Source organism: Enterococcus sp. 1001283B150225_161107_E12, from assembly GCF_015556925.1.
Taxonomy (GTDB): domain Bacteria; phylum Bacillota; class Bacilli; order Lactobacillales; family Enterococcaceae; genus Enterococcus_B; species Enterococcus_B mundtii.
Map to the genome: position 1 here is coordinate 222,230 of NZ_JADNNI010000001.1, position 15,965 is coordinate 238,194.

Genomic DNA, 15,965 nt, shown 5'->3' on the forward strand with positions numbered 1-15,965 from the left:
ATAAATTCTTTTTTGAGAAAGGAAGGATGAAAAGAATGGAATTTATAGGTATTCTCTGTTTGATCTTGCTAGCAACAACCATTGGCTCTCACCTTTCAAGGAGGTTTGGTGTACCTGCGGTGATCGGTCAACTACTCGTTGGCGTCTTGCTTGGTGGTGCCGGCCTGGGATGGGTGCATCCTAATATTCTCGTCCACGATTTTTCAGAAATTGGTGTCATTTTATTGATGTTTTTAGCTGGACTGGAAAGCGATCTTTCTCTTTTGAAAAAATACTTTCGTCCAGGAATGTTCGTTGCTTTATTAGGGATCATACTCCCCGTATTATTTGGTTGGTTGACAGGTGAAATTTTCCAAGTGACTAGGAATGAAGCTATCTTCTTTGGAATCATCCTCGCAGCAACTTCTGTAAGTATCTCTGTTGAGGTATTCAAAGAACTTCATGTAGTCAATACAAAAGAAGGTTCGACTATCTTAGGCGCTTCAGTAGTTGATGACATTCTTGTCGTATTGGTGTTAAGTTTCAGCTTATCATTTTTGACGGGAGAATCTGGCAGCAGCCTCCCTTTACCGCTTCTTTTATTGGAGCAAGTGATTTACTTTATTTTCATATTTTTATTAGTCAAATGGATTGCCCCATTTTTGATGTCACTAGCTGGAAAAATCTATGCCAACTCTGCAATCATCATTGTTTCATTGGTTTTATGTCTAGGTATGTCCTACATTGCTGATTTGATTGGACTAAGTTCAGTCATTGGTGCATTTTTTGCAGGGATCGCGGTAAGTCAAACATCGGTCAAAGAAGAAGTGTATCATAATGTCGAGGCATTAGGTTATGCCGTGTTTATCCCTGTCTTTTTTGTCAGTGTTGGACTTGAAGTCGATTTCTCTAACTTCGGAGAACAATTGATTTTTATCTTGATCCTAACGACTGTTGCAGTCTTGACTAAACTTGGCGGTGGTTATCTAGGTGCAAAAGTAGCCGGCTTTTCAACGAATAGTGCCTTTATGGTAGGAGCTGGTATGATCTCACGTGGTGAAATGGCGTTGATCATCTTGCAAATTGGACAACAAAGCCAATTGATTGAAGCAAAATATTATTCTCCACTTGTGATCGTAATCTTATTAAGTACCTTGATCTCTCCATTGATTCTTAAATACTTTACTAGAAAAGTGTATCATGGGTGATTCGTTCTCAGATAAATAGAGCCTTTCTATTAGATTTCTCGAATCTAATAGAAAGGCTCTATTTTTGATCAAATAATATGCTCTTTGCTCTCGTTCCATAACTCTTCTGGCGAGTAATAATCATTTTCATTCAGAACAAGAGTGCCATCTGGTTGAATTTCAATAGTCGATCCTACCCAGGTTGTTTGTGAAGCCAATAAACTATTCTTTCTTTTGCCATTTTTCATCGAAAAAGCTTCTGCATGTTCTTTTGCTAAATGTGATTTTAAATATCTCGTTTCCCCATTATCAAATTTAATCTTCAACATGCTTGCTGCCATTTCCGCTTTCACTGCTTTTGGAACATCAGTCATCTTATCTCCTCCTCTTGTTATTTACACTCGTTTATATAGACTAGTGTATCACTGCAAGAGAGAAAAAGCTAATTATTTTGTATCCGATTTCAACCTCTGTATTTATTGGTAAGTTTGATTCAAATACTGCAATAAAGCAGGCGCTCGATTAGTAGCAGAATCGCCTTCTTCTCTGTTTTCTAACATGCTGATCACTAAGTAGCCATTTGTTTCAGGATTGATCGCATACAGGAAACTGTTTTCTTGTCCTTTTTCATCCTGCTTTTCTTTGATTTCAGCTGTTCCTGTTTTTGCGGCAAGCGGAATGCCTAGAGCAGCTAAAGAGTGTGCAGTTCCATTAGGGTCTTGGACGACATCGATTAGATCTGGCAAAATCGTTTGAACACTCGATTCACTGATCACATTTTTCTTATCTTTTGTTTCCTGATCCATGACTAATCGTGGATAAACTAAACTGCCATTATTTGCAAAAACACTATACATCGCAGCTTGTTGGATCGGGTTGATCAACAATTGTCCCTGACCATAGCCAGTATCTGCCAACAGAATCTCCGAATTGAATGATTCTTCATTTGAGATTTGCGCAGGATCCATTTGGATCGGTAAATCTAGCTCTTCACCGAAAATGAATTGATTCAGTCCTTTTCTAAAGGCTTCTTCCCCCATTTTCAATGTTTCTTGTGCCATATAGATATTATCAGAATAAACTAAAGCATTTTTCAAGTTGACTTGTGGTACATCACTGACACGTGTCACTTGGTAAGAACCCCAAGAGCTATCTTTTTGCCACTTCAATCCATTGATCGTTAAGACTTCATCTGGATTCAATGTCCCATTATCTAAGCCGATGGCTGCGGTGATCATTTTAAATGTTGAACCCGGAGCATAACCTGTTGCAAAACGGCTAATAAACGGACGATTGGGATCTTCTTCATAAGCTTTGTAATCGTCCTGTGAAATACCATTCGTCATTTTATTTGGATCATAGCTAGGTGAACTGACAAGTGCCAACAAATCTCCAGTTTTAGGGGCTGTCGCCACAGTAGAACCTGGTTTTCCATCTAGACTGTCGAATGCCGTTTTTTGCGCATTGGCATCGATCGTCAACTGGATATCCTGACCATTTTTCACTTCATGTTGAAGCAAGACAGCTTTTTCATTTCCTTCTTCATCTGTGACACTTAACTTTCCACCGTTCGTTCCTCTTAATTCTTTGTCATAAGCCATCTCTAAACCCGAACGCCCGATTTTTCCTGTGCTACTCAACTCAGGATTTTTTTCAATGTCTTCAGCAGTGATATCTCCTACGTAGCCAATCAATTGAGCAGCGGCTTCCCCTAGTGGATAATAACGACCGTCAACTTCTTGGATCGTTGCTCCACTTGGAAGTTCTGGTGTTTCTCCTTCAATGATTTTTAAAGGAACAAAGTAATCCGGTTGGACCCAACCTTGAGAAATCGCCTGTTCAATACTGGCTTCAGTCAAATCGAAGGCTTCAGCGATTGCTTTGATATTTGTTGTTTTTTCCTCACCCTCACCTAATTTTGCAGGTACGACACCTAATTGTTTTAATTTTCCGGTCGTGGCTAAGGGCTGTTTATTACGGTCCAAGATTTCACCGCGAGCCGCTATGTCTGTGCTTAAGCTGACTTTATCTTGCCCTTCCATTTGCGGAAAAATCAAATTTGGTTGCCAATTGATTTTGGTTTGATCTCCTTCTTGCGACAAAGTTCCTTCGTATGCTAAGTCTTTCAATTCACCTAGCGTTGTATTCATTTTAGCTTTATACGTAAATTCATACGTATCATTCTCTTTTTTCGTCACGGATAAGTTTGAGAGTTTGATCCCTCTGATTTCTGCTGCACCATAAATATTTTGATATTTCTCTAAAATATCTTGTTCAGTAAGATCACTACCGTTTTCTACTTGAAGTGATTTTACCGCTTCTTCATAATTTTCCTGATTCAGGGAGTCAATAAATCCTTCAATCGTTTTTTCTCCAGCTTTTACCGCTTGTTGTTCCTGGACGTGTTGATAATAAAAGAAGCCACCACCAGCTGCTGCAAGCAAGACGACGATTCCCGCTCCAATATAGATGCCAGTCGATTTTTTCTTTTGTCTGTCACTCCTCTTCATGTTTTGAATACCTCTCTTTATTAAAAGTACGAATCAAAGATATTCTAACACATGGAAGGGGAAATAGAATAGCAGCCCAAATGATTCTTAATCAGTACTGTTCTTATATTAACTTTATTTTAATCAAAAATAGAGAGTGGGACATTTGCCCTCTCGCATTTGCTAAAATCGAATAAACGGTGGGGACAGATGTAACTTCATAGGAAATAAGGCACCATCCATAAAAATTTGAGGAACAATTTTCGTGGATGGTGCCTTATTTATTGAGGCTAAACACTTATGCCTCGATTTCTATCAATATAGTCATTTATTTATTTATCTAAAAACTCGTGTATCGCTTGTTGATTTTTAGTTAAGTCGATTTCCAAGACACTACCAGCTGGTGTATTATCATTGAAGTCCCAACTTTTATCAACGGGCACGGATAGTGTATCGATTTTCTTCTCGTCATTTAGGAAATCTAACCCACAATCTAACAGAACACTTTCCGGTAGATTTGTTTGGATACTACCTAAAAGTTTACCGATCGCCTTAGGTAATTTGATGATCGATGTGACATCTTTCAATTGACTGGCTACCGCCTCAACAACTTGTTGTTGTCTACGGATACGTCCAAAATCACCTTCTTCATCTTCACGAAAACGAGCATATTGTAGCAAGGTATTTCCGTCCATCGTTTGCTTTCCTTTTTTGATAGCTACCCCATCTAAATCTAAATCTTTTTCTGCATCGATCGTTACGCCATCTGGAAACAATTCATCGATACAATCAATAAAATCTTGAAACGTAATACTTGCATAATAAGGGGTCTCCAACTTGAAATTTTCTTGTAAGGTTTGGTTCAATAAGTCGATACCACCATAAGAATAGGCAGCGTTGATCTTATTCATTCCATAACCAGGAATAGAGACGTAAGAATCTCTCATGATAGAAATCAATTTGGCTTGTTTGGTCTTTTGATCATATTGGGCGACCATCAAAGAATCTGAACGGCCATTTTCTTCTTTTGATCGTGCATCAGAACCGATCAATGCCACATTGATGATCGATGGGACATCTTGTGCATTGACTTTCTCAACTGTTGCAGATTGTTTCACTGATGAGAACCCTTGAATAAATTCAAAAGAAAAAAAGCCAATGACCATTGCAAGTACTAACAAGATACTTAATACGATTTTTTGAAATGGTTTCATTCAGTTGACCCTTCCTTTCAAACTCTTCTACTTGAAACGAGTAGCTTTGTCTATTATGATGAGTCAAGTAAAGAGTTTATTCTCTTTCATGTCTTTAGGTCGATTGAGCTGCAACTCGTCGACCTTTTTTGTTTGTCTATCTGGTTTATTTCGTGCAGCATTCTTTGTAGTGATATGAATACCTCTGTTGATAAAATCAAATAGCTTGTTCCAGCGCATCCCCTTTCTTCTCCAGACACAAGTTAGGCAAGGCGAGCAAAAAAGGGAAAGAAAGCATAAGAAAAGGTCAGAAACCTTTTCGAACAAGATTTCTGACCTAGCATCATCTCATCGTCCGAGTTTTAGCACTATACAACGTAAAGAACGTATTCTTAGCTATTGGAAAAAGCCTTAATCCGACAATTCCTGTTTGACCCATTGGCGTCTTTCGACGTTTCTGGGCAATAGCCTATGTTTGTATAGGAGCCTCACCTAACAAGGTTAGTACTTATTTGATTTTCACAAAATTTATCATATTCCTCTTCGCATCGATAATCAATAAAATAAAGAATAAAATAACTAAATTAAACTTTATTTAATAAATATGAGGATATCATTTGATCCATAAATCATTTTTACGTTAGAAAAAACTGCGTTATCGACGTACATTTATTCCGGACGCAACAAGCGAATGATCTCACCTAACTTGCCGTAGTCGTTTCCTGCTAAGCGGCTGATTGGTTGTAACTGTTTCGGATCAATATAGCCTGTTTGTTCATCATAAACAGCTTCACTTATTTGATAAGTAGAAATTTGCAGTAAAAATAAATCAGCGGTCGTTTCTTGGTTTTTTTTGATCGGCACGTGTTGGTATAGTGTCGTTTCAAAGGCAATACTTGCTTCATTGATCCTTGGGACGCTGATGGTATCTGATTCGGAAGTAGTGAAAGAAGTCAACGTCAATTCACTTTCTTCGCTCGATAAGCTAGCAGCTGTCTGATTAGCATCTACCAGAATTCTTTCGTCTAGAACATGGATCACTGCTTCTTTTGTATCGATAAGATGTTTTGCCGTATCTTTCCACTCCCCATTTTTTCTTTGGATAGCTAAAGAAAGAATCGGTGGATTTGAACTAACAATATTGAAGTAACTAAATGGTGCTACATTGGTCACTCCTTGTAAAGATCTTGTTGCAACCACTGCCACCGGACGGGGGATAACTGAACCGATCAATAGTTTATAATTTTCTCTTTCTGTTAAGTCTGAAGGTACTCGTTTGAACATTTCTTTTCCTACTTTCTGGTTGAATGACCATTTCTTATGATAATCATGGTATCGAACAATCTAAAGCATTGTCAACTAAACGTTCTTACTACTAGCTTTTTTGATACAAAAACACCCAGTGCATTTAGATGCACTGAGTGTGAATTTGATTATTTCAAGCGGAATAATGTCGGCGCTTGATTTGGAGACCATGTTACATCACCAAAGTTAAAATGTGTTACAAGGGTTGTGTATACTCGTCCTTGGAAGCTTACTTCTTCGTTTGCAGTATAAAGTTCCGGTGAAGACATAGAACCTAATCTCCATTCACGGACACCTTCGATTGTTTCATCTTGTTTCGTTGTCACTAATAGAGTGTTACTTGCGTCTGAAACTTCGTCTGTAGTACTGATGGCACGCACCACGTATGAATAGGTTGTACCGGAAGCTAAGTTCTCATCTGTGTAACTCGTAGATGGTGTTGAAGCCACTAACTGACCATTACGATAAATATCATATTGTTTGATTCCTTGTGTATGTGTTGAAGCTCCCCACATCAATGATACGCTTGAAGTCGTTTCACCCATTGAATGTAAGTTTTTAGGAGCAGTTGGTTTTTCTTCCGCAGTTGTCGCTCTAGTTGTTACTGAAATCGTTGTTTTGTCAGATGTCAATCCAGTTTGGCTAACTGCTTCGATCTCATAGTTGTAGGTTGTTTCTTCATTTAGTCCTGCATCTTTAAATTCTGGATCATTTGTATTGCCAACTAATTCACCGTCACGGTAAACGTTATATGATACAGTATTTGCTTGTCCATTCCATGCTAATTCTACAGAAGAAGCAGTCACATTTTCAGCACGTACATTTTGAGGAGCTTGAGGTTTCACAGGAATAGCTGAATCACCTTTTACATCCACGTCAATCACGTTATAGAATGCATTAGCTGTGTCCGCTACATCCCAAACAGCTAAAATCACATGGTAACCTAAACGATCACTTGGGACGTTGATTGCGTGTGGTGTCGTTGATGCTGGTGTTCCATTATGGTTGATTGTACCGATCAATTCAAAATCAGAACGTTCCAATTTATCATTTGGGTTCCAGTCAGCTTTCGTCATATAATAATGCCATTTTGTCGTCGCATGTCCGACAGTATAGCGCCATGTAAATAAATTCGCACCTTGGTTGATTCCTTGTTTTGTCCATAAAGTTGAGGTTTGTTGATCAAGATTGAAATCACCAAGCGAACCACCTGCTGATGCAATTTGTCCATCGGCTGGTCCAGCTTGTGGGTATCCTTTTAATGCTTCTAAAGATTGAGGTTCGTTGATAACAGCCCCATATTTTTGAAAAGCAGCAGTCCAGTTTGAATTTCTGTCTAAATGTCCTTGATACCCACGACTGATAGGAGACTGTACATATCCATGTGCAGATGCTTCATTCCCACCAATTGCTAAGCTTGCTCCAAATAAAATACTTGAGCATAAAATGGTTCCTAAAATTTGTTTTTTCATGTTTCCCTCCATAATTAACGATTAATATAGATAACTCCAGATTTTTCAAAAAAATTCTATTATGTATTTGCTTTTGTTATCTTAAATTAAGAATAACAGACAGATATGATTAAATCTAACCGGTTATTACCGCAAGCAAGGTAATAATAAATTACAAAAAAAATGTTAAAACACCGTACAAAATGTTGTATAAACAAGATTTTATGGACGTATTTTAGTAATAGATATTCCAAAAAAATATTACTTGTTTCTATTCTTAATTTTTTTATTATAAATTAACAAAGTTTGAATGATTCAATTTTCGTTATTTCTTATTTGTAAAAAAAACTATAACTCTAGCTATAATAACATCTATCCCCTTGCTCTTTTGCTGGTGTAAGTTCATTCATTTGCGGTATCAATTGCTTCATCATATGATGATACAAAGGGGGGTGTATGTATGAGCGCTTGGCTGATCTTACCCTTTGCAGTTTTACTGTTTTCATTAACGGGTTGTGAAGAGCCACAGCAGATGACCGTTCCTGATCAAACGAAAAGGACCACTTCTACTATCGAGCAAACAACCACTGAACAAACCGATCATTTAATTGAAGAAACGGAGGAATCGCTTATGAGTTACCCATCTGGCAGTTTATTAGCCGCAGTTGAAGACAACGATCGAAAGAAAGTTGAGGATATTCTAAAAACAGAGTATTCAATCGATGAACAAAATGACAAAGGTGAGACACCTTTACTGATTGCCACCCATCATGATTTTGTTGAAATCGCCAAACTTCTGATCGATCATGGTGCGTCGATCGACATCCAGGATACGATCCAAGACAGCCCTTACCTTTACGCTGCCGCACAAGGAAAAACAGAGATTCTATCTTATATGTTGGAACATCGTGAACCAAATCAAGCAATTGTCAATCGTTTTGGCGGTAATGCCTTGATTCCAGCAGCTGAAAAAGGCCATTTAGATAATGTGAAACTTCTATTAACCGACGCACGTGTGGACATCGACCATCAAAATAATTATGGTTATACCGCGTTGATTGAAGCAGTTGCTTTACGAGATGGGTCTGAAATCTATCAACAAATCGTTAAAGAACTGTTGAATCATGGCGCAAACAAAACATTACGTGACAATCAAGGAAAAACTGCGGAAGATTATGCTAGAGAACTGGGATATACTAAGATATTGGCACAACTGACTCAATCATAAAATAAATATAAGCGCTGAAAAATCTCCCTAAAATGCGATGTACACGCATTCGAGGGAGATTTTCATGCTAATATTTTTATTTGCCGATCACGTTGAAATTATGATTCACTTTTGCATCAATCACTTTTTTTCGTTTGAGATAGTCGGCAATCAATTCGGTCATGTCGATTGGACATTCTTTTACGATCTTCTCCGCTGAAAACATCTTATAATTCCCACCACCAACTGCTCGATATTGATTGATCACCACTTCTAGTGATTTATCTAAGGGAATTGGCTCTCCTGCTTTTTCAAAGCGTGTCACACGATGACCGATTGGTTGATTTAAATCAATCGTGTAATTTATACCTTCATACATATCATAGTTATAATATTGAGGCTTGGGCTGGATATACTTTGGGTCAAACGTAATTCTTTCATCGGTTGCCATTAAGTAACCAGCTGTTTGTTCGAGCGCTGCTTTCAGTTCTTGTCCAGTCACACGTACAACAGCCAGAGTATTTGGGTAAATATAATTCGTAAGAATATGACGCATGCTGACAGATTGTGGGAATCCCGTCACTTCATTATTGAATAAGGCTGTTCCTGAAATCTCTGCTCCAGTTGCATCCATCTGTATTCGATTGATCAGTTCAATATATGGATGCTCATTGACTCTTGCTGCCATAGGATCAACAATCCGTAGATTGCCCAGCACTTCTCCCACTGGTTGGTCTAGCCACATATCTAATGCTTTAGAAACCGGTTCAATTTGTTTAAGGATTATAGGATCTGGAGAAGCCTCTTTCGTTGGATAAAGTTTACACGAGTGATCCAAGACGACAAACTTGTTGTCTTGTTTTTTGACAGTTAGTTGGATTGCTCCTACAAAAGCCCCACGATACCCTGGCTGGATCACAGGTACACCATTGACGATTTCAGCAAGCTCACGATGTTGATGCCCTGTGACTAACGCATCGATCCCAGGCACTTCTTGTAACAACCGACTGGCTTCATTTTCACCGGTCAATGCTTCAGTCGGCTCGTTTGTTGTTAAATCTTTTTCAAAACCGCCATGGTATGCGACGACGACTAAGTCTGCTAACTCACGTAATAAAGGTACGTATTTTTTGGCGGTTTCAACAGCCGACACAAAATGAAGATCCTTGATTGTTCCAGGGTTTTCCCAGTTGGGGATATACTGAGTCACGAGTCCCAAAACAGCCACTTTGATCCCTTGTTTCTCAATGATCTGATACGGAGGTAAAACCGATTCCTGTTGATTCTTCCTCAACATATTGGCTACGACTATTGGGAAATCATAGGATTGGATTGCTTCATTCAAATAGGACCAGCCATAATTGAATTCATGATTGCCTAACACACCAACATCATAGTTCATGCTGTTTAGAAGCTTCGTTAACGTCGAGACAGAATACTCCGATTGTTTTGCAACAAAATAACTAAGTGGCGAACCTTGGATAAAGTCACCGTTCTCAATTATGAATACCGGACCGCTTACTGCCTGTCTTAATTCCTTCAGTTTTCCGGCTACTTTCGCCACGCCAAATGGTTGTTCTAAGTCACTGGCATAATTCGTCGGCAGAATGTAACCGTGCATGTCACTTGTTGCAAGGATTGTCACTTCCATTATCTCATCCTCTCAGTCGTTTTTATTGATTCCAAGCGTCTTCTAACTGGGGTACTGAATCTGAGATCAATTGATCTGTATCTTGATTCGTATTAGCTAATATATTTTCCATGATCGTACGCATTTCATTGAACGCATTGTCACTATTCTCCACTACTGGAATCGAGAACAATTCTTTAGTTGCACCCTCTAACTGTCGTGGTACTTTTGTTTCAGATGAATTTTTGTAGTCATCACTTTCTAATACTGATTCGATCGTTGGCATATAGCCAGTCATGGTTGCCCAATACAACTGGTTTTCTGGCTCTGATAAGAATTTCATATATAAAAATGCTGCTGTCCGTTCTTCTGGTGTGGCACTACTGAACATATAAAGATCCGTTCCTTGTTGTAAATTGATTTTTTCAGGACGTGGAGCAACATCATACGTAAATACACCTTCCGTATCTTTCTTTACATAGCCTTCCCCTGCAATCGAACCAATAAACATTGCTACCTTTTGATTGGCAAACGGACCAGATAAATAGTTGTCCGATCCTGCGATCCGGAAGTACCCATCTTTGACACCCTCCGCGTAGTAGTTGATCAATTCTTTGGATTCGTCACTAGTCAAATCTGTCTCTTTGTCAAATTCGACTCCTTTGTTTTCCATACCGATCGTATAATAGTTGTTCAAAGAATCGAATCCGGCTCCTACCACTTCGCCATTCGTTGCTTCGTAAATTGTTTTTGATGCTTCTTTTAGTTCATCTAATGTCGTGGGCACAGGGACATCATATTTTTCCAACATATCTTTATTATAAAAGAGCATTTCAGTCGATTTATTAAAAGGAATACCATACTGGACATCATCGATCTTGGCGCCATCCATCAAAGAGGTGCGAATCTCTTCTTGGTCTTGCCATCCAATCGTGTCATTATCGATCAAAGGTTGTAGATCGACGAGCATCTCATCTTGAGCCGCGTTATATAACCAACCAGGATATGCCTGAGTGATTGTTGGAAGATCTCCTGCTGATGGAAGAGTAGCATTGATCTTTGCTTGTAGATCAGAATATTGGGCTTGATTTTGTAATTCGACTTTGATAGTTGGGTTTGCTTTGACAAAATCATCGGTCATTTTTTGTAACGCTGTTTCTTGCGCACCATTCATTGCGTGCCAAAAAGTGATCGTCGTCTCTTCTGTTAGCTCAGTGACGATTTCTTCACTAGATGAAGAGGCATTCGAGCCAGTGTTCCCGCAAGCGCCTAAAGTCATTACAGCTGCTGATGCTACCAAAAACTTACTAATAGTTGTCCATTTCATTTTTCATTTTCCTCCGATTATAGTTGAATGGTTTCGCCTCTTTTTACTAATACTCTGCTTCCATATGGATTGTGCATACTCTCAGGTTTTAAAGTATGGATGGGAACCAACATAGCTGGTTTTATCCGATCGATGATTTCAGCTAGATCCGCTGGTTTTGCATGACCTGATAATGATAACTGCTTAAACTCCACTTGTTGCTTTTCAAATGCTCCTCTAAAAATCGCGTACTGGGGATCAAACTCGCCTAATGGTTGGGCATCACTGTGTATATACAGACCTCCTTTTTGTAATGAATCAACCTCACCAACAAATTGCCAGAAATAATCCGTCGAATCTGCTAATAAAGTTTCGTAAGAATACTCAAGTCGGGGGTCTAATGTACCGATCCGCTCTTTCTTCTCAGCGTAGTAATAAGGGACTTCTCGTTTTGCGACTTTTTGTAAGAGTAAAGCCATTTCTGCTTCGACAACTACTCGTCGTGGGGAAGCATCAATCAAAGCTTCCCAGCGTTTGATATTGGCTGGATAAAAATTGAAAGTCAATTGACGATTCTCGTTTTCTTGGATCATCTTCACTAGTTGCTCCGTCAACGCTCGTTCACTGTCTGGTGATGCCTCATTTTTCTTCTCTTTTTCCGGGAAACTAATGCTGACTCCTTCAAGCATCAATACATCGACCTTCTGTGCCACTTCACAGAAATTCTCTGTCAAATGTCGATCAAATCCATGAAGTCGAAGATCACCAGAATAAGCAATCAAAGCAGTTGGTGTCTCGATAAGAAAGGCTGCCGCACCATACGCATCATGATCTACAGGAAACAAACGAATCATCAATTCGCCGATGTGAAGATCCTGACAAGGCGCAATCGTTTTGATCGTTCGTGTATTTCCTTCTATATAAGGTGAAGACAGCAAGAATATTCCGTTACGATTTAAGCTTTCCAATAAAACTTTGGTTGGTTCTAATGTATACAATGGGATTTCTGGATCAAGATAATTGATCATTTTTGTGTGATCCAAGTGAACATGTGATAAAAATACGGCGGTATTTACAAACTTAGAATCCCTCTTGCGTGTGGTCAATCGCGGATCATAAATATCAATTGCTGGAATAAATCCCACATCTAGTAAAGTCGATAGCTCTTCATTTGGTAAGTTGATTTCAGGGTGATATTCTGTTCCAAAGTCAAAAAAGATTCTATCGTCGCCGTAAGCAACTTCAATGACTGTCCCACCAATCGTCAAGAGCCCACTGTGAAAGGTAATGCTGGTTTTTTGATTAGCCTTTGATCCCATTTTTTGCCACTCCTCGGATGATTTCTTTTCTAAAAATAAAGTAAATAAGCACGATTGGTAATACGGTTAAAGTAGCTGCTGCTAATTGTAAGTGAACGTCACTGCCACTTTCGCTCGTAAATGCAGATAAGCCATTGTTCAATAATCGAAATTTTTTGTCATTTGTGACCAATAACGGCCATAAAAAGGAGTTCCAACTCGAAATGAAAGTCAAAATCCCTACTGTGACCAGTGCTGGCTTGGACATAGGAATAAGGATCTTTTTGATATATTCCATATCAGAAGCTCCATCGATCTTAGCTGCTTGATAAAAGGAACGCGAAATACTTTTCAAGTAATTAGTCAAATAATAAATATAAAAAATACTCGTCAAAAACGGCAAGATCAAAGCTGTATAAGAGTTCAATAAGCCTAAACGTGCGATTGTATTATAATTCGTAAATATGATCGACTCGTATGGAATCATCAACAAAGAAATCAATCCTACCATCACTACTTTCTTGTAGCGAAATTCCAAAGTTGCTAAGGCAAATGCTGCAAACAGTGAAGTGAGAACGGTTGCCAATGTGGTCACTAACGATACAAATAAAGTGTTGATGAAGTATTGGATAAATGGCGCTTTTTCGAATACTGTGAAATAATTCACCCATTGAAAGGAATCAGGTATAACAGTTGGTGGAATACTTGTCGCTTCCCGATATGTCATCAATCCACCAAGTATCATATAGATAAATGGAAACACCGTAATGATTCCTAGGAGTGTCAAAAATAAGAGTGAGAGCAATGTAACGATTTTTTTCATCCTTTTCTCCCCACTTTCTTCAAAATCAACTGTTGGAAAAAAGTAATACTTAGAATAAGCAAGAATAAAACAAGTGTTGCTGCCATAGCTAGACCTGGTCTACCTGCAACATGGAACTTATCATAAATGTAAAATACTGCGGTCATCGCACTTTTAGCAATCCCAGCTTGACCACCAAATAGTGCGTAAACTTGCGTATAGATTTTAAACGCACCAATCAAATTGACTGTTAAGAGGAACGTGAGTGTAGGAAGTAATTGTGGCAAAGTGATCTTCACAAAAATCTCCCATTCATTTGCGCCAAACATCTTCGCGATTTTGTAATGCTCTTTCTCGATGTTACGGAATCCCGCTAATAATATGATAATATTGAAAGCTAAACTCGTCCAAATGCCAAAGAGGATCAAAGTCGGCATACTCATTGATACACTATCTAACCAATTCACTCGTGGGAGCCCAAAAAATTCAAGTAAGTAATTGATGAGCCCGTATGATCCGTTGAAAAAATAGCGAAAAACAATACCGATCGCTATTGTACTCGTGACATAAGGCATAAAAAAAATCGCTTCAAAAAATGACTTGTACTTTACTTTTTCAAAAATCACCCACGCAATCGCCAGTGAAAGAATCAAAGCAATTGGTACGACGGTAAAACTGTAGAACGCAGTATTTTTCAACGCGCGGAAAAATACTGGATCACTAAGCAAACGTTGATAATTCTCAACTCCTGCAAATCGAGGATTGATCAATGTCCCTTTTTGAAAGCTCATAAAAAAAGCCCGAAAAAGCGGATAAATACTGAATACAAAAATTGCAAGTAATGCTGGAAGTAAAAAATACCAAGCTTTTAATTGATTTTCAGAATTATAATTTTTCTTTCCCATCAATAGATCCTCTCTCCATCAAAGCTAAATAGGAACACTTTGTGATAAGCTAAGTCAAACGTAACCGTAGTTCCTTCAGTGATCTCATTTTCCACCCCTACGATTGACTTTACTCGCTCTCCTGCGAGTTCAAAGTGTAAAATTCGTTCACGACCAATCAACTCAACACTTTGAATCTTCCCTTTTAAAGGACCACTATCGCTTGGTAAAATATCTTCAGGACGCATGCCTAAGTAATATTTCCCATTTGTGATCGATTTTTTGAAACGTTTTTCGATAAAATGAGTGAGTGGTAAATCAAATGACGCATGTTTGATCCCATCATCGACAACTTCAATTGGTAAAAAATTAATGATTGGATTACCGATGAACTTTGCAACGAATAAATTTTCTGGCTCTAAATAGAGATTTTGAGGATCATCTTCTTGCTGTATCTTGCCATCTTCTAACAAGATGATTTTGTCACTGATCGATAAAGCTTCTTCTTGGTCATGGGTGACAAAAATCGTTGTGATCCCCACTTCTTTCACTAACCTGCGAATCTCTTCACGGATCTTCAAGCGTAATCGAGCATCCAGATTACTTAAAGGTTCATCCAATAATAGGACTTCTGGTTCTTGTACTAACGCTCTCGTGATAGCTACTCGTTGTTGTTGCCCACCAGATAAAGTTCCAGGTTTCTTATTCTGTAACTCTTTGATATTGGTTAATTCCATATATTTTTCAGCAATCGCTTTAGCATCACCTTTTTTCTTTTTATTATCCCCAACTAATAATGGAAACATGATGTTCTCTAAAACAGTCATATGTGGATACAATGCGTAATTTTGAAATACGAATCCGATATTTCGATCTTTGGGTTCCGTTTTTATGACTGACTCCCCCTTAAAACGAATATCACCATCTGTCGGTTGTAACAGTCCTGCGATGAGGTTCAACATTGTCGATTTACCACAACCACTAGGACCTAAAAGACAAACAAGTTCCCCTTTTTCTATCGTAAAATCCACTTGCTTCAATGCTTCAAAGCCATTATCAAAAGTTTTTTGTAATCCGATCACCTCAATCATAAGTGACCCTCCACTCTTCCATATATTTTTATGACAGCTGTTTTCTTTCTATATCTTCATCTTAACGTTCGAATATTTAGATTACATATATTATATGTAAATATCTTGAAAATATTCTCAACTCCTTGTTTTTATGGTTGTTT

14 protein-coding genes and 1 riboswitch are annotated in these 15,965 nt (G+C 38.4%); of the genes, 2 read left to right on the forward strand and 12 right to left on the reverse strand.

The genetic code is table 11. The annotated features are described in order from the left end of the window. The first annotated feature begins 35 nt into the window (after positions 1-35). Complete coding sequence (locus I2F89_RS00875) at positions 36-1,187, forward strand: cation:proton antiporter (protein ID WP_195513241.1); 1,152 nt, start codon at positions 36-38, stop codon at positions 1,185-1,187. Positions 1,188-1,255: 68 nt separating this feature from the next. Here I2F89_RS00875 and I2F89_RS00880 read toward each other — a convergent pair whose 3' ends face one another. The 6 genes from I2F89_RS00880 to I2F89_RS00905 all read right to left on the reverse strand — a co-directional run bounded on the left by I2F89_RS00880 (position 1,256) and on the right by I2F89_RS00905 (position 7,625). Then, positions 1,256-1,540: a hypothetical protein gene (locus I2F89_RS00880; RefSeq protein ID WP_086334700.1), complete on the reverse strand. Its 285-nt coding sequence runs from the start codon at positions 1,538-1,540 to the stop codon at positions 1,256-1,258. A 102-nt stretch (positions 1,541-1,642) separates the two neighbouring features. Then, entirely contained in the window at positions 1,643-3,676 is a 2,034-nt protein-coding gene (locus tag I2F89_RS00885; RefSeq protein WP_195513242.1) for a penicillin-binding transpeptidase domain-containing protein, read from the reverse strand. A 311-nt stretch (positions 3,677-3,987) separates the two neighbouring features. Next, positions 3,988-4,869 (reverse strand): LCP family protein, encoded by an 882-nt coding sequence (locus I2F89_RS00890; RefSeq protein WP_071867417.1) that lies wholly within the window; start codon positions 4,867-4,869, stop codon positions 3,988-3,990. Positions 4,870-4,932: 63 nt separating this feature from the next. After that, on the reverse strand, positions 4,933-5,088 hold the full coding sequence (locus I2F89_RS00895) for a hypothetical protein (protein WP_157811373.1): 156 nt from the start codon (positions 5,086-5,088) through the stop codon (positions 4,933-4,935). Positions 5,089-5,188: 100 nt separating this feature from the next. Then, positions 5,189-5,355, reverse strand: a riboswitch (M-box (ykoK) riboswitch). A gap of 162 nt (positions 5,356-5,517) precedes the next feature. Beyond that, positions 5,518-6,132 carry a flavin reductase family protein gene (locus tag I2F89_RS00900; protein ID WP_195513243.1) on the reverse strand — a complete coding sequence of 205 codons (615 nt, stop codon included), beginning with the start codon at positions 6,130-6,132 and terminating at the stop codon, positions 5,518-5,520. A gap of 149 nt (positions 6,133-6,281) precedes the next feature. Further along, positions 6,282-7,625 carry a lytic polysaccharide monooxygenase gene (locus I2F89_RS00905; protein WP_071867419.1) on the reverse strand — a complete coding sequence of 448 codons (1,344 nt, stop codon included), beginning with the start codon at positions 7,623-7,625 and terminating at the stop codon, positions 6,282-6,284. Between the two features lie 439 nt (positions 7,626-8,064). On the opposite strand from I2F89_RS00905, the gene I2F89_RS00910 reads away from it, so the two are divergent. Beyond that, complete coding sequence (locus tag I2F89_RS00910; protein ID WP_195513244.1) at positions 8,065-8,832, forward strand: ankyrin repeat domain-containing protein; 768 nt, start codon at positions 8,065-8,067, stop codon at positions 8,830-8,832. A gap of 76 nt (positions 8,833-8,908) precedes the next feature. Here the strand turns inward: I2F89_RS00910 and I2F89_RS00915 are convergent, their stop codons facing one another. From I2F89_RS00915 to I2F89_RS00940, 6 genes are read right to left on the reverse strand one after another with little or no spacing between them, the layout of a single operon-like run. Further along, on the reverse strand, positions 8,909-10,462 hold the full coding sequence (locus I2F89_RS00915) for a bifunctional metallophosphatase/5'-nucleotidase (protein ID WP_195513245.1): 1,554 nt from the start codon (positions 10,460-10,462) through the stop codon (positions 8,909-8,911). Between the two features lie 22 nt (positions 10,463-10,484). Further along, complete coding sequence (locus tag I2F89_RS00920; RefSeq protein ID WP_086334703.1) at positions 10,485-11,768, reverse strand: extracellular solute-binding protein; 1,284 nt, start codon at positions 11,766-11,768, stop codon at positions 10,485-10,487. A 17-nt stretch (positions 11,769-11,785) separates the two neighbouring features. Continuing rightward, on the reverse strand, positions 11,786-13,066 hold the full coding sequence (locus tag I2F89_RS00925; RefSeq protein WP_195513246.1) for an MBL fold metallo-hydrolase: 1,281 nt from the start codon (positions 13,064-13,066) through the stop codon (positions 11,786-11,788). Next, positions 13,050-13,868: a carbohydrate ABC transporter permease gene (locus I2F89_RS00930; RefSeq protein WP_074799081.1), complete on the reverse strand. Its 819-nt coding sequence runs from the start codon at positions 13,866-13,868 to the stop codon at positions 13,050-13,052. The genes I2F89_RS00925 and I2F89_RS00930 overlap by 17 nt, the downstream gene beginning before the upstream one ends. Further along, positions 13,865-14,752 (reverse strand): carbohydrate ABC transporter permease, encoded by an 888-nt coding sequence (locus I2F89_RS00935; RefSeq protein ID WP_195513247.1) that lies wholly within the window; start codon positions 14,750-14,752, stop codon positions 13,865-13,867. Before I2F89_RS00935 ends, I2F89_RS00930 begins: the two co-directional genes overlap by 4 nt. Continuing rightward, positions 14,752-15,822 (reverse strand): ABC transporter ATP-binding protein, encoded by a 1,071-nt coding sequence (locus I2F89_RS00940; protein WP_074799084.1) that lies wholly within the window; start codon positions 15,820-15,822, stop codon positions 14,752-14,754. The genes I2F89_RS00935 and I2F89_RS00940 overlap by 1 nt, the downstream gene beginning before the upstream one ends. Between the last annotated feature and the right edge of the window lie 143 nt (positions 15,823-15,965).